A 19,956-nucleotide genomic window follows, 5' to 3' on the forward strand; every position below is an offset into this window, starting at 1 on the left:
GTTTCACGGGCCGGTGCGCAGCAGGTTGGCCAGCTCCACCGCTGACTTGACCTGCATCTTGTCGAACACGCGCGAGCGGTGCACCTCGACGGTGCGCACGCTGATGTCCAGCTGGTCGGCAATCAGCTTGTTGGGCAGGCCGGCCACCACGAGGTCCATCACATCGCGCTCGCGCTCGGTGAGATCCTGCAGGCGCAGCTGCAGGCTGCTGCGCTGGCGCAGTTGCTCCAGGTGCGCGGCCGACTGGGTAAGCGCCTGCTCGATGCGATCGACCAGTGCGTTGTCGGAAAACGGCTTTTCGTAGAAGTCGAAAGCCCCGCGCTTGACTGCATCGACGGCCGTGGGCACATCGGCATGGCCGGTCAGGAAGATCACGGGCATGGCGGCCAGGTCGTCGCGCGCCAGCAGCAGGTCGAACAGGGCCAGACCACTCATGCCAGGCATGCGCACATCCAACAACAGACAGCACGGCTGGTGCGCCGCGGGGCGGGCCTGCCGCGCAGCGTCAAAAGCCTCGGCACTGTCGAAAGATTCACTGAGCAGACGGCGTGAGCGCAGCAACCAGGCGAGCGCTTCGCGCACGCCCGCGTCGTCGTCCACGATGTACACAAGAGCGTCGGATACAGGTTCCATCAGGGGGCAGGAGATTGGCTGACAACGGGCAGGGTGAAGGTGAATACCGTACCACGCGGCGCATGGGGCTCATAGGCCAGGAAGCCGCCATGCTGCTCGACCACCGTGCGGCACATGCTCAGCCCCAGGCCCATGCCTTCGGCGCGCGTGGTGAAGAACGGGGTGAACAATTGTTGCGCCACCTCGGGCGCGATACCGACGCCGCCGTCGGTCACCGAAAATTCCAGCCACCCGCTGTACGCATTGGATGCGCCCCGCCGCACCCGGATGGCCAGGATGCGCGGGTGGATGGCAGGGTCGTCCATGGCCTGCATGGCATTGCGCGTCAGGTTCAGCAGCACCTGCTCGATCATGGTGCGGTCGCACAGCGCGCATGGCAGATGGGGTTCCACCGAGGTCTGCACGCGCACGCCGAGCTTACGCGCCTGAAGGCTGATGATGGGCAGGATGGCATCGAGCAACTCTTGGGGGTTCACCGCCTCGCGGGTCTGGTCGCGGCGGCGCACGAAGTCGTGCACGCTCTTGATCACGCGTCCCGCGCGCTCGGCCTGGCGGGCAATGTGCTGCATGGCCATGCGCACATCCTGCAGGTGGCCAGGTTGGGCCGCGCCGGGGGCGCTGGAATCGAGCAGGTTCAGCGAACCGGTGGCATAGCTGGAGATGGCCGCCAGCGGCTGGTTGAGCTCGTGGCTGAGCAGCGAGGCCATCTCGCCCACGGTGGCCAGCCGGGCCGTGGCCTGCAGGCGATCCTGCGAGGCGCGCGAGATCTCTTCGATGCGGCGCTGTTCGCTGATGTCCAGGAACGCACTCATCCAGCCGGTGTGCAGCCCCTGGGCATTGATCAGCGGGGCCTCGATGATGAGCACCGGAAAGCGCGTGCCGTCCTTGCGCATGAAGACCGATTCGAAGCCCTCGCGCGGTGGCATGCCGCCAGCAAAGCGCTTGGCCTGGCGCTGCCGGTATTCGTCGGCGAGTTCGGGCGGCCAGTAGGGTGCCGAGGTGCTTTGCCCCAGCAGCTCTTGCGGACTGAACCCCACCATGGCGCAGAACGCGGGGTTGACGTAGGTGATGCGTCCCTGCAGGTCGCGCGCACGCAGGCCGGTCACCAAAGAATCTTCCATGGCCTTGCGAAAGGCCAGGGCGTCTGCCAGATCACGCTCCGCCTGCAGCCGGCGGCGGTTGTCCCGCACCAGCACCACCATCACAGTCACCAGCGCAATCGACATGGCGGTGACCAGCGCGGTCAGCACGTTGGGAAAGAGGTTGGGTGCGCCGTGCCAGCTGTCCATGCGCAGCACCAGCGTGGTGCCCGGCAGGTCAAGCAGCTGCTGGGCCGTGAACATGCGCGTGCCGCGCCGGGCCGCACCCAGCACTGCCAGCCGGGTGCCATCGGCCTCGGTAAACGAGGCCTCCTGGCTGCGCGTCAGGTTGTGCCCCACCAAATCCACCAGCATCTCTTGCAGGGCGAAGGTGGCCACCAGAAAGCCCGCGGGGTGCCCGGCGCTATGCAGGGGCAGGCACAGCTCCATCATTTCAGAACCCAGTCCGTCGCCATGCGGCTGGAAATAGCTGCTCGAATAGGCGGGGGTGCCCAGCCGGCGGGCATTGGTGCAGGCCAGCGCCGCATCGGAATGTGAGCCTTCGCGGCTGGCGGCGTCCCACGACACAGGGCGGTAGGGGGTCTGGGCGTAGGCGCGCAAGCGCAGGCTGGCGTCCCGCCACTCGATGCGCGCCAACTCGCGGCGTTGCCGCAGCAATTCCGTGGCATTGACCTCCCAGGCCAGCAGGCCCGGGCCACCCGCCTGCAGTGCCTGCAGGCTCTGCACGTTGCGCGCGAGCGCGGTGCGGATGTCGGAGCTCGCGTCCGCGGCGTCCCGCTCCAGCCGGGACTGCACCTGGCTGGCCTCGTAGCGCCCGGCCAGCCATACCAGCGTGACCAGCATGGCTGCCACCAGGGCCACCAGCAAGGTCCAGAGCGACCACCGGCGCCAGGCGCTGCGCCAGCGCTGCCAGGGTGTGCGGGTGCTGGGCGGCAGGCTACTCACAGAACGCGGTGCTCCAGCGCGGGCAGCTGCGCGCGCACCTGGCGCACGCGCCCGGCATCGAGCTCGCCCAGCACCACACCCGGACCTTGCGCCAGGGCGTGGACGATCTGCCCCCAGGGATCGACCAGCATGCTGTGGCCCCAGGTCTGGCGGCCGTTTTCGTGCAGTCCACCCTGCGCGGGGGCCAGCACATAGGCCAGGTTTTCCACCGCCCGAGCCCGCAGCAGCAGTTCCCAATGGGCCTGCCCGGTGGTGTGGGTGAAGGCGCTGGGCACCAGCAGCAGGTCGGCTCCCGCGCTGGCGTGCAGGCGGTACAGCTCGGGAAAGCGCAGGTCGTAGCAAACGCTCAGTCCGATGCGCCAGGTGTGGCCGGTGCGCGATGGCAGATCAAACTGCACCGGACTGGCCCCTGCCTCGATCACCCGGCCCTCGTCGAAATGCTCACGCCCGTTGTCAAACCGAAAGAGGTGGATCTTGTCGTAGCGCGCAGCACATTGGCCCGAGGGTGCATACACCAGCGTGGTGTTATGCACGCGCTCCGGATCGGCGGTCTGCATGGGCAATGTGCCGCCCACCACCCACATCTGCAACTCCTGTGCAGCGCGGGCGAGAAACGCCTGGACAACACCATCGCCCGGGGTTTCACGCAACGCCAGCTTGTCGGTGTCGCGCAGCCCCATGGCGCAAAAGTACTCGGGCAGCACCGCCAGTTCGGCCCCTGCCGTGGCGGCCTGTTCCAGCAGGCGGCGGGCCATGGCCAGGTTGTCGCTGCGCTGCGTGCCAGAGACCATCTGCAGGGCGGCCACTTTCATGAGGGCTCTCCGGCCGCGGAGGGCGCAAGTGTCTTGCCGGGCAGTTGTGCAGCCCCCGAAGGGGCGGGAGCACGGCCCGATTCCCGGCTGCGCCGCGGAATGCGCACGATATTCGGATCCGCCCAGGTGCCCCCAATCTGAAATTCCTGGGTGGCCGCCTCGATCAGCGGACCGCGCAGAAACACCTGGGCCAGAAAGCTGCCCAGTCCGACGACCGGATTGATGGCCGTGGCGACCAGCGAGGCCGTCATGGCGTTGATTTCGGGGACGACCACCACATGCAAGTCCTGGGTTTCGTGGTCGATGTTGGCGCTGCCCTCCATGAGCACGGCCGCGTTGACCCCCTTCATCTGCAGGTTGTTGGTGATGGCGACACCCTGCTCGATGCGCACGTCGCCCCGCACAAAATCGAACGCGAAGCCTTCGCTGAAGACGTCACGGAAATCGAGCGTCAGGCGGCGTGGCAACGACTGCAGGCTCAGCACCCCCAGCAACTTGGCAAGCCCCGGATCGGCCTTGAGGAACTGGCCAGACTCCACATTCAGGTTGATCTGCCCCGTCATGGAGCGGTAGTCCGGGCTCATGGGCGCACCGATCCATGCCACCTGCCCTTGCATGCGCCCCTTGCCGCGGCGCACCACCTTTTCCATGCCAAAACGGGCCAGCAGATCGCCGGAATCGCGGATGTCGAGTTGGAAGTTCATCACCGTGCGGCGGCGCAACGCCCGTTCGCCGCCGGCCACCACCGCCCAGTTGCCGCTGCCGGTAAAGGTGGCTTCAGGCGTCATGATGTTGAACTTGCCCAGCCGCCACTCGCGCTGGGCCACATCCCCGCCCCGGTTTTGCGCTTCGATCTCCACGCGCCCGAGCTGGCGGCCGCGCAGTTCAAAGTCGTCCACCACGATGTCCAGCGCGGGCATCGTGCCAGGCTGCTCGTCCAGCAACGCCTCGAATTGCGTGGCGGCGCTTTGCGGCAGCTTCAGGCGCGCCAGGCGGGCAAACACGCGGCCCGCAGGGTTGTCCCGGGTGCCTGCCGGCCGGTATTCGAGATAGCCGTTGAGTTCATCAGCATCCAGGTTGGCACGCCAGGTGGAGCCGTCCCGCGAGCCGCCGGCCACCAGGTTGTGCAATGTGCGCCCCTGCACATTGAGCGTCTGCGCGCGCACGGCGGCAACGGTGGGCAAATAGTCTTGCGCCGCACTGTCTGCGTGGGCGGCGGCGGCAGGGGTGCCAGCGTCGGCGGTGGTTGCCTGTTTCAGCACCTTTTCCCAGGCGTCCACGTCAATGTGTGCCGCGCGGACGTTGGCCGCCACGCCGTCCACCGGCATGGGGGCGGTTTCGCCGGCGGCCAGTCCAATGCCGATGGCCCCGCGCACCACGCGCGTCTGGTTGCCCCGGTGCTCTCGCTGGTAGCTGGCCGATCCCAGCAAGCCCAGGTCCAGGGTCAACTGGTCGCGCAGGGGTGGCGGGGCCATGCCTGCCGAGACAGCGGCCATGGATTCGCGGGCCACCTGGGTCTCAAAACGCACGGGCAGCAGGGCGTCTGCGGTCTTGGCTAGCGGTGCAGGCAACGCGAGGCCCAGTCCCTGCAAGGTGGTGGTGACCCGTATCTCGGGGATACCCCTGCGAAACGCCAGCGCCAGCGTGTAGGGCGTGCTGCCCGTGGCGCTGCGGGCCAGCTGCGAAACCATGCCCAGCTGCCGCGCCTGCTGAAGCCCCTCGGCAGTGGCCGTGCCTTGCGCCCGCACTTGCACGGCGGATTCGGTCAGACCAGCGCCGGCAGCCAGGGCACGCATTCCACCCTCCAGGCGCAGGTCGCCGCCGAGCGCGCGCGCCTGCACCCCGTTCACGGAAAATCCAGCGTCGGTGAATTGCACGGTGCCGCGGACGCGCGACAGCAGGGGTGTTTGCGGGGTGATCTGCACATCATTGTCCGCAAGCACCACGCGGCCCTGCACCTTCGATGCGTTGATATCGCTGATGGGCAGGCTCAGTTGCAGCTGCAAATCGGCAGGGCCCGTGCCGCTGGCCTGGTCCAGGGCGTGGCTGGTCATGCGCGCCAGCGGCGAGGTGCGCAGGATGGTCAACAACTCGGGCAGCGGCCCGCGCGCATCGGCCTTGACATCCACCACGGTGCGCGAAAGATCGGGAATCTTCGCCTCCACCTTGCTGACCCGCACGCCCGGCGTGCCGGCAAAGACGCCCGTGGTGGCACGTACTTGCAGGGAGGAGCGGTCGAAGGTCAGCTCTCCCGACAGCTGGGTCAGCGCCGGCCAGGGCGGGTCGCCACTGGATTGCAGCCGGGGAGGCACATAAACCAGGGTCACGTCCTTGACGCGGGCGCTGATGCGGAAATCGCCCTGCCGAGGGTCATTGGCAGGCATGTCATCCAGGCGCCCCTTGACGTGGAACTGCACGTTGCTGGCCGTGCCGGCCTGGATGGCGTCGCGCACATAGTGGCGCGAGTCGTCCGGAAGGCCCAAGGGCAGATAGCGGTGCACGCGGGTTCCGTCGGCCCGCGCCAGCGAGCCCGACAGGTCGATCACGCCCGGAAAACGGGCGTGCTGCGGGCCCTGGCTGGCATCGCTGGTGTTCCAGTTGGCGCGCAATTCACCCTGCATGTCGGCATTGGCAAAGCGCACATTGCTGGCCTGCACCGCCAGGCGCTGCCCATCCCCTTGCCCGTCTATTTGCCAGCGCAGGTCGGCGCTCAGCTGGTCCAGGGGCACGACGGGGTCTTCAAAGGCGCCGGGCAGGATCACCTCGCCCGCGGCAATGCGAAGGTCGGCCTTGCCGCCCGCCTGGGTCATGTCGATGTCCAGGCTGGCACCGCTCAGGCCTGGCACGCTGCGGCCAGCCTCCCGCTGCGTGGCAGCCAGCGCCAGCCCCGTGACCTTGCCGCGCACCTGGTATTGCTGCAAGGCGTCCAACGGGCCGCGCCAGGTGGCGTGCACTTCGTCGACCAGGCCCTGAGGGCTGTAAGTTTGCAGCGCGCTATGGGCGGCTGTTCCCAGTGGCAGGCGGCTGCCGATCTGGGCCAGCGCGGCAAGATCCAGGCGGTCCGCACGCAACTCACCCTGGGCGGGTGCCTTGCCTGCGGCCCCTGTGTATTGCAGGCGCAGGTTGCCCCCGGGCCAAACCAGGCCATCGTCGGCCGCAAACTGCAGGCCCTGGGTATAAAACTCGAAGCCGCCCTCCAGCCGCCGGCCGCCCAACCGGCCTTCGATGGAGGGCAGCGCCAGGGCCTTGAGCTGGGGCCCCAACGTGGCGTTGACGTCGGTCAGCGCCAGATCGGCGGTGCCACCCACAATCCGGCCACGCTGCACGTCGGCCCAGGCGCGAACGGCGCCACGGCCTTGCGCCACCTCAACGCCCACATCGGCATGGTGGCGCAAGCGGGAGACGTCCACGCGCGAGAAATCGGCAAACAGCTGGCCGCTCCAGTGCTGCCAGTTGCCATCGCGTGCCCGCAGCAACGGCGCGCGAAACCGCCCGGTCAGCGTGAACCGGTCGCCCCAGGCCGGCGGCGGCGTGGCCGCGATGCGCATGTTGTGCTGCCAGCTGCTGTTGCGCAGCAGCACATCGACATTGTTCAGCGCCAGCTCGGGTGCGCCACGCAGCTCGTCGGTCCAACGCAGCGTGCCGCCCTGGATGACGACTTCGCCTTGCGAAAACAGCCAGTCTGCGGCGGCGTTGTCCTCGCCCGCCGTTTCGGAGAAAGTGAGGCCCGCCACCACAATGCGGCCGTCCGCCTGCCTGCGGATGTCAAGGTCGGGGCGTTCGATGTAGAGCTGCTCGAAACCGCGGTTCAGCAGCGAGCGCGGGGACAGTGCCACCACCACGCGCGGCAGTTGCAGCGCGGCTCGCCCCTGGGCATCCAGCAGCGCGACATCCAGAAGCTCGATGGAGGGGATCAGGCCCTCGGAACGCGCTGTGATGGAACCGATGCGCACGGGTACCCCCAGCGCCCGTGCGGCCTGCGTTTCCAGTTGCGGGCGAAACTCGCCAATACGCGGCACAATCCAGCCATGCAGCGCTCCCCACGCGACGGTCAGCAGCAGCCACAGGGCCAACAGGCAACCCAGCGACCATCGCGCAAACCCGGCGACGAATCGCAGCAGGCGTGTGGGGCGATTTAATGGATCGATCATTGGTGGGCTTGAATGTGGCAGGAATTATGACCCGCGACCCAGGCGTGGGTTCAGTGGAAACCGGTGTCCTTATGTATGTAGCGGCCCGCCGCACCCCCCGCCATGTCCACCTATCCCGCTGAATTATCGGGCTCCGTCGCTGACTCGGCCGGCTTGGCGAGGTACTCGCGTTTCTTTCAACGCCTGCAACGCCGCTACGCAGACGATCTGGCCTTGCTGCCGGCCGGCGCGCCGGACAAGGCCTCCATGGCGCAGGCCTTTGCGGCATTGCAGGCGCGCGGGTGCGACATCGCAACCGCCCTGCGCATACTGCGCCAGCTGGTCATGGAGCGGCTGATCCGGCTCGATTGCGAAGCCCAGGCCCCGCTGGCCCACATCACCCGCGCCGTCACCGAGCTGGCCGAGTTCGCGCTCGATCAAGCGTGCCTGCACGCCCGCCGCGAACTAGACAACCGCTACGGCGCACCGCTCTCGCCCGATGGGCAGCCGGTGCCCCTGTGGGTGATCGGCATGGGCAAGCTGGGCGCGCGGGAGCTCAACGTATCCAGCGACATCGACCTCATCTACGTCTATGCGCAAGACGGCGAAACGGCCGGTAACGTGGACGGACGCGGCCGCATTTCCAACCATGAATATTTTGCCCATGCGGTGAAGATGATCTACAGCCTGGTGGGCGACACCACCGAACACGGCTTTGTCTTCCGGGTGGACCTGGCCCTGCGGCCCCATGGCAATTCCGGCCCCGCCGCCGTATCGCTGGCGGCACTGGAAGACTACCTGCAGGTGCAGGGGCGCGAATGGGAGCGATTTGCCTGGCTCAAGAGCCGGGTGGTGGCGCCGCAAAGCTGCATTGACAGCGCCGAAGTGCTGGCGCTGCGCAGCGTGGTGCTGCCGTTCGTGTTCCGACGCTACCTCGATTACAGCGTGTTTGATGCGCTGCGCACCCTGCACCGGCAGATCCGCGAGCACGCCGCCAAGCGCAGCGCCGGCCATCCGGAGCGCGCCAATGATGTGAAACTGTCGCGCGGCGGTATTCGCGAAATTGAATTCACGGTGCAGCTGCTGCAGGTGGTGCGCGGTGGGCAGTTTCCCGAACTGCGCCGCCGGCCCACGCTGGATGCCCTGCCACGGCTGGCCCAGGCCGGGCTCATGCCGCAGGAGACAGCCGATGCACTGGCGCGGGCCTATGTGTTTCTGCGCCGCGTGGAGCACCGCATCCAGTACCTGGACGACCAGCAGACCCATGTGCTGCCCACGCGCGACGACGATCTGGCCTGGATTGCCCGCACCATGGGCCACAGCGACTGCTGCGGTTTTCTGCATGAACTCGATGCCCACCGTGAGCTGGTGGCACAGGAGTTCGACACCCTCCTGGGTGGCAATGGCAAGAAGGAATGCAATGGCGGCGGATGCGGCGGGCCGCGCGCGGCCACCACGCCCCCACCCGAGCTGGAAGGCTTGCTCGAACAACTGCCTGCCGGGTTTCGCAAGCGGGTGGCGGAGTGGCGCACCCATCCCCGCGTGATCGCGTTGCGCGACGAAGCCCGCGCACGGCTGTTCCGGCTGATCCAGCGCACGGCGCAGTGGCTGGGCGAAGGACGGGTCACCGAGGAAGCCGCCGTGCGCCTTGTGAACTGGCTCGAGCCCCTGCTGCGACGCGAAAGCTATCTGGCCTTGCTGCTGGAGCGCCCCTCGGTGCATGAGCAACTGCTACACCTGCTGGGCGCCGCCCGATGGCCCGCTCGCTACCTGCTGCAACACCCGGGTGTCATCGATGAACTGGTGGGTAACGCGCTACTGGCCGAGCGCTTTGTCGTGGCTGATTTCGAGCGCGAACTGGCCCTGCGGCTGGCTTCGTTGCGGTCCACTGGCGAGGACGACGACGAAACCCTGCTCAACCTGTTGCGCCGCGCGCAGCACGCGGAAACCTTCCGCACGCTGGCCCGCGATGTGGAGCACCGGATCACCGTCGAGCAGGTGGCCGATGACCTGAGCGCGCTGGCCGACAGCGTGCTGCGCATCTCGGCCCAGTGGTGCTGGAGCCGCCTCAAAAACCGGCACCGCGAAACCCCGCAATTTGCCATCATTGGCTACGGAAAGCTCGGCGGCAAGGAGCTGGGCTACGGCAGTGATCTCGACATCGTTTTCGTGTTCGACGATGACGACGAACGGGCCCCCGAGATCTATGCGGCGTTTGTACGCAAGCTGATCAACTGGCTCACCGTCAAAACGGGCGAGGGTGATTTGTACGAAATCGACACGGCCCTGCGCCCCAACGGCAATTCCGGCCTGCTGGTCACCAGTTTCGATGCCTACGCGGCATACCAGCAGCAACGCGGCAGCAACACGGCATGGACATGGGAACACCAGGCGATGACGCGGGCGCGCTTTGTGCTGGGCAGTGCCGCCCTGCAGGCCCGCTTTGATGCGGTGCGTGAAGCAGTGATCACGTCGCCGCGAGACCCCGTCGCGTTGCGCGCAGAGATCGTGTCCATGCGCGGGCGCGTGCGTTCGGCCCATCGCACGCGCGAGGGGCAGTTTGATGTGAAACACAGCCCGGGCGGCATGGTGGATGCCGAGTTTGCCGTGCAGTACCTTGTACTGGCGTATTCCGCCCAGCACCCTGAGTTGGTGAGCAACGTGGGCAACATCGCACTGCTGCAGCGCGCCGAGCAAGTGGGCTTGCTGCCTGCCGGTGTGGGCCAGGCTGCAGCCGACGCCTACCGCGAACTGCGCCGTGTGCAGCACCGTGCACGGCTCGATGAAGTGCCGACCGAAGTCGCGCCCCCCGCGCTGCAGGCAGAGCAGCGCGCAGTGCTGGCGCTCTGGGATGCGGTTTTTGGCGATAACCCGGTGCGTGCTGCGACCTGAAAGCATGGTGCATGGCGCGGTATGCCATCCCGCGACAGTATCCTGCCTTGAATAGCGAGGGGGCCCGACCGCCGAGGCAGGTGAGGGTCTGGCAAACAGCAAACCATTTCCCATGGTTGTTCGCCCTTGATGGCGACCTACCGGTTAGATAATGTAACGAGCGCCATGAATCTTGTTGCCCTGAACATTAAATCCATCCAGTTGGGTCATCCGCTGCCTTTTGTGCTGCGTGGTGCGGATGGAGCGTTGCTGGCGCAAAAAGGCTATGTCATCCGCACCCGTGCCGAACTGGAATCGCTGGAGGCACGCGGCCTGCAACTGTGCGTAGACACGAGTGAGTCCGGCGAGAGCCACCGCGCCTACCTCGCGCAGCTGCAGAAAATGCTGCTGTCCGACACTTCCCTGGGGCAGATTGCGGCGATGAAGATCCATGCAGGCGCGCAGTCGGGAGGTACGCAGGCTGGCCGTGAACGCGATGGTAAATATGTGCCGGACTGGCCTCAACTACAGTTGCGTGCCACCCAGTTGCTGCGCGCACCACTGGCGGGCGATTTCGAGGGCCGTTTTCAGGCCCTGCACGGTGAACTGAACCGCAATTGCGAGCAAGCGCCCGACGCCACGCTGCTGGCCCTGATTTATCTGTCGGCGCAAGAAACCCGCATGTACAGCGCCACCCACGCCATGCTGGTGAGCTGCGCGTGCATGGTGGTGGCGCGCGAAATGCTGCGTTGGCCCGATGCGCGGGTGCTGCAACTGGGCAGCGCGGGGCTCACCATGAACATCGCCATGACCGAGCTGCAGGACCAGTTGGCCCAGCAGTCGCAGCCACTCACGGCCCAGCAAATCATGGCAATCGAAGACCATGCCAGCCGCTCTGAGCAGTTGCTTCGCCGCTTGGGGGTGACCGACCCCGTGTGGCTGGAAGCGGTGCTGTGCCATCACCACCGCTTGCCCGGCCCGCTGGCGAAGAAGTCCGAAGCGCAGCAAATGGCGCGCCTGCTGCAGCGCGCCGATATCTTTGGCGCCCGCCTGGCCCCCCGCGTGGTGCGCTCGCCCATGCCGGTCACGGCCGCCATGCAGGCCAGCTACTACAACGAAGAACACCAGGTGGACGAGGCGGGTGCCGCGCTGGTCAAAGCGCTCGGCATCTACCCGCCGGGCGCCTTGGTCCGGCTGGCCACCCAGGAAGTGGCTGTGGTGCTCCGCCGTGGCACCACGGCCACCACACCCCGCGTGGCCGTGGTGATGAACCGTGACGGCATGCCCACCGGCGAGATGATTCCGCGCGACACCTCCCAAACCGCCTGGAAGATCGCGGGCGTCGTGGCATACCGGGACGTGCGGGTGCAATTGCCCCTGGACCGCTTGCTGGCCCTGGTGTAGCTCCATGCGGGTGGTACCGGCGGGTGCAGCCAGGGCCCGGTCCGCGCCAGCAAGCAGCAGCTGACCGCGCCCCAACCCCGGTGATTTCCATGATCTCGTTACGCTTTGCCGATCTTTTCGAGCCAGGGGCTGGAACTTTGGCGGTATAACCCCACTCTGTAGAGTGCAAGAGCGCATTGGGCGCCTTACCGGTTTGACGTTGCGAAGCCTTTCGGGCCCCAGGGTTCCGATTGACCTCCTGGAGCGCTTCTCCTCCCTCCCTCTCTTATTCGCTTCGGGACGCTTCGCAACTCTTTTATTCCAGGCGCCGGCCAGAGGGGGCCGGCTTACACCGGCATCTTTGGATGAGGCCAAGGCCCCGCGCCGGCGCTCAGGCCCTCAGACCGGCTTGGTATCCGCAAAGCTCGGGCGCTGCATCAGCTTGTCGAGCAGCTTGCCCAGGTTGGGATGCTCGCTGCGCCAGTCGATCAGGGGGAAGCGAAACTCCAGCCAGCCCAGGGCGCAGCCCACGGCGATGTCCGACAGGCTCAGGTGGATGCCGCTGCAAAACGGCTTGTCGCCCAGGCCCTGGCCCATGGACTTGAGGCTGGCGTGCACCTTGCCCAGCTGGCGGTCCATCCAGGCCTGGCTGCGTTCGCTGTCCTGGCGGCCCGCCCAGGTGGCTTCCAGGCGCGCCAGGATGGCGGCGTCCACCAAGCCGTCGGCCAGCGCTTCCCAGGTCTTGACCTCGACCCGCTCGCGGCCCTGCGCGGGAATGAGTTTGCCCACGGGTGACAGCGTATCGAGGTATTCCACGATCACGCGCGAATCAAAAATCGCCTCGCCGCCCTCCATCACCAGGCAGGGCACCTTGCCCAGCGGGTTGGACTTGGCAATGGTCGTGTCATCCGCCCAGACGTTTTCCTGCACGAACTGGTAGTCGAGCTTTTTTTCGGCCATCACGATGCGTACCTTGCGCACGTAGGGGCTGGTGTTGGAACCGATCAGTTTCATGTTTCTTCCATTGCGCGGGGTTGTCTGTTCCATACGCGGGCGATTCTATCGGCAGTGGCTTGGCTGACGCTGACCGTGGCGCGCAGCCTACAATCTTGCGCCATGAGCCTGTCCACCATCACCGCCCTGTCGCCGCTTGACGGCCGTTACGCCACCAAACTTGCCGCGCTGCGGCCCATCATGAGCGAGCACGGCTACATGCAGCGCCGCGTTCAGGTGGAAGTGGCATGGTTCATCGCGCTGTCGGATGCCGGTTTTGCCGAGTTCAAGCCGCTGACCACCGGCGCCCGCGCCTACCTGCTGGGCCTGGTCAAAAACTTCTCCGAGGCCGATTCGGCCGCCATCAAGGAGATCGAGAAAACCACCAACCACGACGTGAAAGCCGTCGAATACTGGATCAAGAGCAAGTTCGAAGCGCGCCCCGAGCTCGAAAAGGCGTCGGAATTCGTGCACTTCGCCTGCACCAGCGAAGACATCAACAACACCAGCCACGCCCTGCAACTGCGCTCGGGCCGCGACCAGGTGGTGCTGCCCGGCCTGGACCGCATCATCCTCAAGCTGCGCGAAATGGCCCACGCCTTTGCCGACGTGCCCATGCTCAGCCGCACCCACGGCCAGACCGCCAGCCCCACCACCGTGGGCAAGGAAATGGCCAACGTGCTCATGCGCCTGCAGGCCGCCAGCGAGCGCATTGCCGCCGTCAAAATTTTGGGCAAGATGAACGGCGCCGTGGGCAACTACAACGCCCACCTCGCGGCCTGGCCTGAGTTTGACTGGGAAGCCTTCAGCAAGAAGGTCATCGAAACGCCCGAGCCGCTGGGCCTGGGCCTGACCTTCCAGCCCTACAGCATCCAGATCGAGCCGCACGACTACATGGCCGAGCTGTTCGACGCCGTGGCGCGCGCCAACACCATCCTGGTGGACCTCTCGCGCGACATCTGGGGCTATGTGAGCCTGGGCTACTTCAAGCAGCGCCTGAAGGCCGGCGAGATCGGCTCCAGCACCATGCCGCACAAGGTCAACCCGATCGACTTCGAGAACGCCGAAGGCAACCTGGGCCTGGCCAATGCGCTGCTCAAGCATTTGGCCGAGAAGCTGCCCATCAGCCGCTGGCAGCGCGACCTGACCGACAGCACCGTGCTGCGCAACATGGGCGTGGCCCTGGGTTACGCCGCGCTGGCCTATGCCTCGCTGCTCACCGGCCTGAACAAGCTCGAACTGAACGAGCAAGCCCTGGCCGCCGACCTGGATGCGAGCTGGGAAGTGCTGGCCGAGCCCATCCAGACCGTGATGCGCCGCTATGGCGTGCAGGGCGCCTACGAAAAGCTCAAGGAAGTCACCCGCGGCCAGGTGGTGACGGCCGAGGCCCTGCATGGATTGATCCGCTCGCTGGAGATCCCGCAGGCCGAAAAAGACCGCCTGCTGACCATGACGCCCGGCAGCTACATCGGCAAGGCCGCCGAGCTGGCACGCCGCGTCTGACCCGCCTCAATTTTTGGCATTTTCAGCTCCCAGCGCTTACACGGTAAGCCCTGGGAGCTATTTATTTGTGAGCACAAAACCATGGCCATCAAATCCACCATCTTCAAGGCGAACCTGCAAATCGCCGACATTGACCACGGCTACTATGCCGACCACGCGCTCACGCTGGCCCGCCACCCGAGCGAGACCGACGAGCGCATGATGGTGCGGCTGGCGGCCCTGGCCATTGCAGCGCACCAGCTCAACGACCTGTGCAACGGCGATGCCACCCTGGCGTTTGGCGCGGGACTGTCCGACCCGGACGACCCTGATGCCTCGCTGACCGACTTCACCGGCCGCAAGCGCGTGTGGATCGAAGTGGGTCAGCCCGAGGACAAGCCGCTCACCAAGGCCTGCAGCAAGGCCGATTCGGTCATCGTGTATTGCTTCAACCACGCCGCCGAGATCTGGTGGAAGGGCATCGAAACCAAGCTCTCGCGCCTGGAAAAACTGCAGGTCTGGCGCATTCCCACCGAGGCTTCGCAAGCGCTGGCGCAGCTGGCCGAACGCAGCATGCAGCTGCAGGCCACGGTGCAGGAGGGGGCCATCACCCTCAGCAGCACCCAGGGCAGCGTGCATGTGGAGCCCGTGCGCTGGAAATAAGGCGCCGGGTTTTGCATAAAACTGGCTGCTAGCGCTTTCCCATCAAGCGCTAACAGCTATCAAAATAAGAGCATCAGTCGCGCGGCATGAGCGCGCCGCTGGGCCCTTCGGCCGCGCGTTCGGCGTAGCGGTTGAAGCGCCAGGCGGTGTGTTCCAGCGTGATGCGGCGCCACACGGCGCGCTTTTCGGCGGGGCCCATGGCGGGCCACAACTGCACCTCGTCAAAGCTGCGCCCGCAGCCCTTGCACCAGTCGTCGCCCTGGCTGGTCGAGCAGATGGCGATGCACGGCGTGTCGGGCGTGGTGTCGTACCAGGCCAGCCAGGCGGCCCGCGCCGGCGCCGGCAGGCTTTGCTCGTCGGCCTCGTCTTCGTGGCGGAACACCATGCGCGCATACACCTCGCCCAGCGCGCTGATCTCGGGCGCCAGCGCCGCCCCAGCAGTGGCGGGCGCGCGCTCGCGCCAGTGGTTGATGGCGGCTTCGATGTCGGTGATGTGGATGGCGGCCATGGCGTGCAGTTGCAGCAAGAGGGGGCAACGGGGCACGGATCATAGCCGCGCGGCGTGCCCCGGGCGGGGCGCCACGCCGGTGGCCCTGTCTGGCGCGGGGGCGGGCGAGCGGGCTTTGCGTACTCCTGTTTTGATAGCTTCCTGCGCTTGCCAGCAAAGCGCTTGAGGCCGATTTCTCTTGAATAATGGCCCACAAAACCATGGTTTCTGGCTTGCACGCCCCGCGCGGCCTGTGTTCCAATCGCCGCTTCGAAGGGGAGTAGCTCCCGACATGTGTTCCGACCGAGGCAGTCATTGGCGATCGGGGGCATGGCATCGGAACCGTCGTCAATACGAAGCATCGCTTCCGGCGGTCCGGGTTCGGCACACACCAGGGTGCCGAACCGAGCAAGACCTTTGATGGGCCCACCGTGGGCTGATCAAGGCCGTCACCTCGCCATCTCTGCCCCTGGTGGCACGCCCCTGATCCGCCCACAGCAAGCCTCCTATCCCCGGGACGAACTCGGCGCTACAGTCGCAGCCGGGTCGTCCTTTTGCCCTTTGATATTGAGGAATTTATGGACTTTTTGGCATCGCCCGAATTCTGGCTGGCACTCGGCCAGATCATCATCATCGACATCCTGCTGGGTGGCGACAACGCGGTGGTCATTGCGCTGGCCTGCCGCAAACTGCCGCCCGCCCAGCGCACCAAGGGCATCATCTGGGGCACGGCCGGTGCCATCGTGCTGCGTGTGATCCTGATCGCGTTTGCCATGACGCTGCTGGCGCTGCCTTTCCTCAAGTTCGTGGGCGCGCTGCTGCTGGTATGGATTGGCGTGAAGCTGCTGGCCCCCGATGAAGACGGCCATGGCGACATCCAGACCAGCGACAAGCTGCTGGCCGCCATCAAGACCATCATCGTTGCCGACCTGGTGATGAGTGTGGACAACGTGATCGCCATTGCGGGCGCCGCGCAGAACGCGGGCGAACACCAGTTCCTGCTGGTGGTGCTGGGCCTGCTGATTTCCATCCCGATCATCGTCTGGGGCAGCCAGCTGGTCATCAAGCTGATGGAGCGCTTCCCCATCATCATCACGCTCGGCGGCATGCTGCTGGGCTGGATTGCGGGCGGCATGCTGGTGACCGACCCCGTCTTCTCCAACCCTGACAAGTGGCAGTGGATGTTCAAGATTGCGCAAACCGACACCATCCGCTACGCGGCCAGCGTGGCCGGCGCCTTGCTGGTGTTTGTGGCTGGCAAGGCCATTTTGGCGCGCCGCGCCGCCGCCGCGCCTGCACAGGGCTGAGGGCAAACGTAAACCCGCCGGTGCGCGAACCGTCAAACCGGCGAATGGGCTAGCGCAAAGGGGGCACTATGCCCCCTTTGTCATGCTCCCGCCTCTGGAGGTGGTATGGACAAAGTCATCGTGTACGTGGACGACGCAGCCCATGCGCAGCAGATCCTGGCGCCCTTGCTGGCGGGCGAGGCGGCTGCCGGAACGCACTGGGTGCTGGTGGCCTGCGCCCCGCGCATGACGCACCGCGTCAGCAAGTGGGTGAGCCACCGCGCCCGCGAAAACTGGCGCGACAAATGGGCCGACAAGCTTTTTGCGCAGCTGCTGCCGTGGCTGCGGTCGGGCAGCCACGGCAACGTGACAACCGTGCTGGCCAAAGGCCCCTTGCCCGAGCTGGCCACGCAATTGCAGGCCGAACTGGGTGCCGCCCGTGTGGTCGATGCCCGCCGGCCCAAGCTGGATGCCGCCGCCGACCTGTCGTCCGCTGCGTCGGCCCGCCTGTTGTTTCCGGGCACCTTGCCCGGCCTGCTGACCGGGCTGGGCGCACTGCTGGTGCTGGACATGGCCTGATCCGATCACCCAGGCTTCGACGCGCAGCCTGTGGTGTCGTGTTTCAAGAACGCCGCCACCAGCCAGCGCGCCCGGCCGCCTGCAAAGCCAGCCCGGTGTTATTGTGCGCGCATGAAACTCCTACTCAAATGGCTGCTCAGCGCTGCGGCACTGCTGCTGGTGGCTTACCTCTACAGCGGCGTGCAGGTGCAAAGCTTTACCTCGGCCCTGATTGCCGCGCTGGTCATCGGTCTGTTCAATGCCGTGCTGCGCCCCGTGCTGGTGGTGCTGACGCTGCCGGTGACCATCGTCACCGTGGGCCTGTTTCTCTTTGTGATCAACGCCCTGATGTTCTGGGCCGCCGCGGGCGTGCTGGGCGGTTTTCATGTCACCGGCTTTGGCGCGGCCCTGCTGGGCTCGCTGATCTATTCGGTGCTGGGCTTGCTGATCGAATCAGCGCTCGGCGGCCTGTTCCTTCAAAAGTAGCTCCATCGCACGCAGCCGCGTGTCGATGATGGACACCTCGATGTAGTCGGCGGCGCTGCTGCTTTTGCGCGCCAGGTCTTGCCCGGCCTTGAAGCGGTCCACCGCGGCGGCATAGTCGTAACGGGCGGCGTGCGATTCGGCTTCGGCGCGCACGGCCCGCAGCGGCTGCCCCTGCGCCTGCCAGGCGCTCGCCAGCAGTTGCCACACCGTCGCATCGTGCGGGTGGGTGGCCACCCAGGTCTGCAGGGCGCCGGTTACCTCGGCGGGGCGGCCCACGCGCAGCAGGGCCTGGGTGCGCAGCACCAGCTCTGGTCGGCCGGAGCCCTGGGGCAAACGCTGCAGCGCGGCCTCGGGCAGGCCGGCAGCCAGCTCGATCTCGGCCGCCAGCCGCTGCGACTGGCGCTGGGCCGCCGCATCGCCCCGCACCACCTCGTCCAGCTTGGCCTGGGCCGTGCGTGCAGCCGCAAAATCCCGCAGCTGGTTGCTGGCCAGCGCGGCGGTGTACAGCGCCGCAGCGCGGCGCGCGGCGGGCTGGCTGGCAAAGCCGGTGCTCTGGGGCTCGGCAATCCACAGCCGCAGCGCATCCACCCCAGGGTTTGCCAGCACACGGGCCCGGGCCGCCACCATGGCGTGCTCCAGGCTGGGCGGCAGTGGTGGTGCCGCGCCGCCCGGCGGCAGCCGCGAGTGCATGTCGGCCATGCGCTGGGTGGTCAGCGGGTGGCTGCGCAAATAGGGCCACGAGCCGTTGTCGTTGAGGCGGTTGGCCTGCTGCAGCTTGTCAAACATGCTCACAAAGCCCTGGGGTGCAAACCCCGAGGGCTCCATCAGCCCGTAGCCGATGCGGTCGGCCTCGCGCTCCATGTCGCGCGAAAAATTGAGCTGGTTCTGGATGGCCACCGCCTGGCCGCCCACCATCATGGCCTGCGCGGCCCCAGGGTTCTTGCTGGCGGCCAGCGCGGCCAGCACCATGGCACCCACCAGCAGGGGCGTCTGGCGGCCTTGCTGCGCGATCAGGCGCGAGATATGGCGCTGGGTGACATGGCTCAGCTCGTGCGCCAGCACCGAGGCCAGCTCGTCGCGCGTGGCCACCACGCCGATCAGCCCCAGGTGCACGCCCAGGTAGCCACCGGGCAGCGCAAAGGCATTGACCGTGCGGTCGCGCCCCAGCAGCACCTCCCAGGCAAAGCGCTCATCGAGCTCGGGCGAGAGCTCGCCGCGCGCGCGTGCAGCCGCCAGCAGCGCCTGCCACAGCCCCTGCACATATTCCACCAGCACCGGGTCATCGATGTAATCGGGGTCGCGGTACAGCTCGCGGATGATGCGGTCGCCCAGGCGGCGCTCTTCGCCCGTGGTGAGGGCGCTGCCATCGCCCAGGGTGGGCAGGGCGGGCTGGGCCGCAACAGGCAGAGCGGCACCCGCGCCAACCGCTATCAATAAAGAAGCTATCAGCGCACGCCCAGAAAGCGCTGGAGGCGAATTTTGATGAATTTTTTGTGCAGCCAAAGAGGCATCAGCCCAAGGCATTGCAGGGGTGCGTTTGCGGTTCCACATGCACGTATGATGCCCCTTCGCCCAAATGTTTCCCACCGATTCACCTGGTTACCACGCCATGTCCGCACTCACCCACTTTGACGCCCAGGGCCAGGCCCACATGGTTGACGTGGCCGCCAAGGCCGCCACGCACCGCATCGCCATCGCCAGCGGCCGCATTGACATGCTGCCCGCCACCCTGGCCCTCATCGAAGCCGGCACCGCCAAAAAAGGCGACGTGCTGGGCATCGCCCGCATCGCCGGCATCATGGCGGCCAAAAAAACGAGTGACCTGATTCCGCTGTGCCACCCGCTGGCACTGACCCGCGTTGCTATTGAATTTGAAGCTGCCAGCGCACGCCAGCCGGGCGCTACAGGCATATTTTGTGCTGCAACCGTAGAAACCGTCGGCCCCACCGGCGTCGAGATGGAAGCCCTCACCGCCGTGCAAATTGCCCTGCTCACCATCTACGACATGTGCAAGGCCGTGGACCGCGGCATGTCCATCCACGACGTGCGCGTGGTGGAAAAGCACGGGGGCAAATCAGGGAGCTTGGTGGCGTGAAATGCTGCCCGCCCAACTGCCTGCGCAACGAC

15 protein-coding genes are annotated in these 19,956 nt (G+C 66.5%); 8 read left to right on the top strand and 7 right to left on the bottom strand.

Translation table 11 applies throughout. The features are described from left to right. Positions 1-3: 3 nt before the first annotated feature. The 4 genes from CCX87_RS18625 to CCX87_RS18640 are packed head-to-tail and all read right to left on the bottom strand — an operon-like array spanning position 4 to position 7,641. A complete protein-coding gene (locus CCX87_RS18625; RefSeq protein ID WP_087748029.1) occupies positions 4-633 on the bottom strand; it encodes a response regulator transcription factor in 630 nt (209 codons plus the stop codon). Beyond that, positions 633-2,678 carry a two-component system sensor histidine kinase NtrB gene (locus tag CCX87_RS18630; protein WP_087748030.1) on the bottom strand — a complete coding sequence of 682 codons (2,046 nt, stop codon included), beginning with the start codon at positions 2,676-2,678 and terminating at the stop codon, positions 633-635. Before CCX87_RS18630 ends, CCX87_RS18625 begins: the two co-directional genes overlap by 1 nt. Further along, complete coding sequence (locus tag CCX87_RS18635) at positions 2,675-3,490, bottom strand: carbon-nitrogen hydrolase family protein (RefSeq protein ID WP_087748031.1); 816 nt, start codon at positions 3,488-3,490, stop codon at positions 2,675-2,677. Before CCX87_RS18635 ends, CCX87_RS18630 begins: the two co-directional genes overlap by 4 nt. Continuing rightward, entirely contained in the window at positions 3,487-7,641 is a 4,155-nt protein-coding gene (locus CCX87_RS18640) for a YhdP family protein (protein WP_087748032.1), read from the bottom strand. Before CCX87_RS18640 ends, CCX87_RS18635 begins: the two co-directional genes overlap by 4 nt. 102 nt (positions 7,642-7,743) lie before the next feature. Between CCX87_RS18640 and glnE the strand changes: the two genes are divergently transcribed. Then, entirely contained in the window at positions 7,744-10,512 is a 2,769-nt protein-coding gene (gene glnE / locus CCX87_RS18645; RefSeq protein ID WP_087748033.1) for a bifunctional [glutamate--ammonia ligase]-adenylyl-L-tyrosine phosphorylase/[glutamate--ammonia-ligase] adenylyltransferase, read from the top strand. 165 nt (positions 10,513-10,677) lie between these two features. After that, on the top strand, positions 10,678-11,895 hold the full coding sequence (locus tag CCX87_RS18650) for an HD-GYP domain-containing protein (protein ID WP_087748034.1): 1,218 nt from the start codon (positions 10,678-10,680) through the stop codon (positions 11,893-11,895). A gap of 378 nt (positions 11,896-12,273) precedes the next feature. Here CCX87_RS18650 and CCX87_RS18655 read toward each other — a convergent pair whose 3' ends face one another. Continuing rightward, the gene (locus tag CCX87_RS18655) at positions 12,274-12,888 is read right to left on the bottom strand and encodes a glutathione S-transferase N-terminal domain-containing protein (protein ID WP_087748035.1); all 615 of its coding nucleotides are present in this window, start codon (positions 12,886-12,888) and stop codon (positions 12,274-12,276) included. A 102-nt stretch (positions 12,889-12,990) separates the two neighbouring features. Here CCX87_RS18655 and purB point away from each other — a divergent pair, with 102 nt between their 5' ends. Both purB and CCX87_RS18665 read left to right on the top strand, forming a co-directional pair. Next, positions 12,991-14,370, top strand: coding sequence for an adenylosuccinate lyase (gene purB / locus CCX87_RS18660; protein WP_087748036.1), 1,380 nt, complete (start codon positions 12,991-12,993; stop codon positions 14,368-14,370). Between the two features lie 81 nt (positions 14,371-14,451). Then, positions 14,452-15,012, top strand: coding sequence for a YaeQ family protein (locus CCX87_RS18665; RefSeq protein ID WP_010464548.1), 561 nt, complete (start codon positions 14,452-14,454; stop codon positions 15,010-15,012). A 73-nt stretch (positions 15,013-15,085) separates the two neighbouring features. Here CCX87_RS18665 and CCX87_RS18670 read toward each other — a convergent pair whose 3' ends face one another. Next, complete coding sequence (locus CCX87_RS18670; RefSeq protein WP_087748501.1) at positions 15,086-15,520, bottom strand: DUF3717 domain-containing protein; 435 nt, start codon at positions 15,518-15,520, stop codon at positions 15,086-15,088. 557 nt (positions 15,521-16,077) lie between these two features. On the opposite strand from CCX87_RS18670, the gene CCX87_RS18675 reads away from it, so the two are divergent. The 3 genes from CCX87_RS18675 (at position 16,078) to CCX87_RS18685 (ending at position 17,829) form a co-directional block, all read left to right on the top strand. Next, positions 16,078-16,806: a TerC family protein gene (locus CCX87_RS18675; RefSeq protein WP_087748037.1), complete on the top strand. Its 729-nt coding sequence runs from the start codon at positions 16,078-16,080 to the stop codon at positions 16,804-16,806. A gap of 105 nt (positions 16,807-16,911) precedes the next feature. After that, the gene (locus CCX87_RS18680) at positions 16,912-17,364 is read left to right on the top strand and encodes a hypothetical protein (RefSeq protein ID WP_087748038.1); all 453 of its coding nucleotides are present in this window, start codon (positions 16,912-16,914) and stop codon (positions 17,362-17,364) included. A 111-nt stretch (positions 17,365-17,475) separates the two neighbouring features. Further along, the gene (locus tag CCX87_RS18685) at positions 17,476-17,829 is read left to right on the top strand and encodes a phage holin family protein (RefSeq protein WP_087748039.1); all 354 of its coding nucleotides are present in this window, start codon (positions 17,476-17,478) and stop codon (positions 17,827-17,829) included. On the opposite strand, the gene CCX87_RS18690 is transcribed toward CCX87_RS18685, so the two are convergent. Beyond that, complete coding sequence (locus CCX87_RS18690) at positions 17,797-19,353, bottom strand: M48 family metalloprotease (protein ID WP_087748502.1); 1,557 nt, start codon at positions 19,351-19,353, stop codon at positions 17,797-17,799. The two genes, CCX87_RS18685 and CCX87_RS18690, sit on opposite strands and share 33 nt — an antisense overlap. A gap of 85 nt (positions 19,354-19,438) precedes the next feature. On the opposite strand from CCX87_RS18690, the gene moaC reads away from it, so the two are divergent. Further along, positions 19,439-19,924, top strand: coding sequence for a cyclic pyranopterin monophosphate synthase MoaC (gene moaC, locus CCX87_RS18695; RefSeq protein WP_087748503.1), 486 nt, complete (start codon positions 19,439-19,441; stop codon positions 19,922-19,924). The last annotated feature ends 32 nt before the right edge of the window (positions 19,925-19,956 follow it).

The sequence above is a fragment of the Acidovorax sp. T1 genome, from assembly GCF_002176815.1.
GTDB lineage: Bacteria > Pseudomonadota > Gammaproteobacteria > Burkholderiales > Burkholderiaceae_C > Acidovorax.

Excerpts from the sequence above, each read along its gene's own strand:
- CCX87_RS18625 (WP_087748029.1), bottom strand. The coding sequence starts at position 633 with ATGGAACCTGTATCCGACGCTCTTGTGTACATCGTGGACGACGACGCG.
- CCX87_RS18665 (WP_010464548.1), top strand. The coding sequence starts at position 14,452 with ATGGCCATCAAATCCACCATCTTCAAGGCGAACCTGCAAATCGCCGAC.
- glnE (WP_087748033.1), top strand. The coding sequence starts at position 7,744 with ATGTCCACCTATCCCGCTGAATTATCGGGCTCCGTCGCTGACTCGGCC.
- purB (WP_087748036.1), top strand. The coding sequence starts at position 12,991 with ATGAGCCTGTCCACCATCACCGCCCTGTCGCCGCTTGACGGCCGTTAC.
- CCX87_RS18655 (WP_087748035.1), bottom strand. The coding sequence starts at position 12,888 with ATGAAACTGATCGGTTCCAACACCAGCCCCTACGTGCGCAAGGTACGC.
- CCX87_RS18690 (WP_087748502.1), bottom strand. The coding sequence starts at position 19,353 with ATGCCTTGGGCTGATGCCTCTTTGGCTGCACAAAAAATTCATCAAAAT.
- CCX87_RS18680 (WP_087748038.1), top strand. The coding sequence starts at position 16,912 with ATGGACAAAGTCATCGTGTACGTGGACGACGCAGCCCATGCGCAGCAG.
- CCX87_RS18685 (WP_087748039.1), top strand. The coding sequence starts at position 17,476 with ATGAAACTCCTACTCAAATGGCTGCTCAGCGCTGCGGCACTGCTGCTG.
- CCX87_RS18635 (WP_087748031.1), bottom strand. The coding sequence starts at position 3,490 with ATGAAAGTGGCCGCCCTGCAGATGGTCTCTGGCACGCAGCGCAGCGAC.
- CCX87_RS18670 (WP_087748501.1), bottom strand. The coding sequence starts at position 15,520 with ATGGCCGCCATCCACATCACCGACATCGAAGCCGCCATCAACCACTGG.
- moaC (WP_087748503.1), top strand. The coding sequence starts at position 19,439 with ATGTCCGCACTCACCCACTTTGACGCCCAGGGCCAGGCCCACATGGTT.
- CCX87_RS18650 (WP_087748034.1), top strand. The coding sequence starts at position 10,678 with ATGAATCTTGTTGCCCTGAACATTAAATCCATCCAGTTGGGTCATCCG.
- CCX87_RS18675 (WP_087748037.1), top strand. The coding sequence starts at position 16,078 with ATGGACTTTTTGGCATCGCCCGAATTCTGGCTGGCACTCGGCCAGATC.
- CCX87_RS18640 (WP_087748032.1), bottom strand. The coding sequence starts at position 7,641 with ATGATCGATCCATTAAATCGCCCCACACGCCTGCTGCGATTCGTCGCC.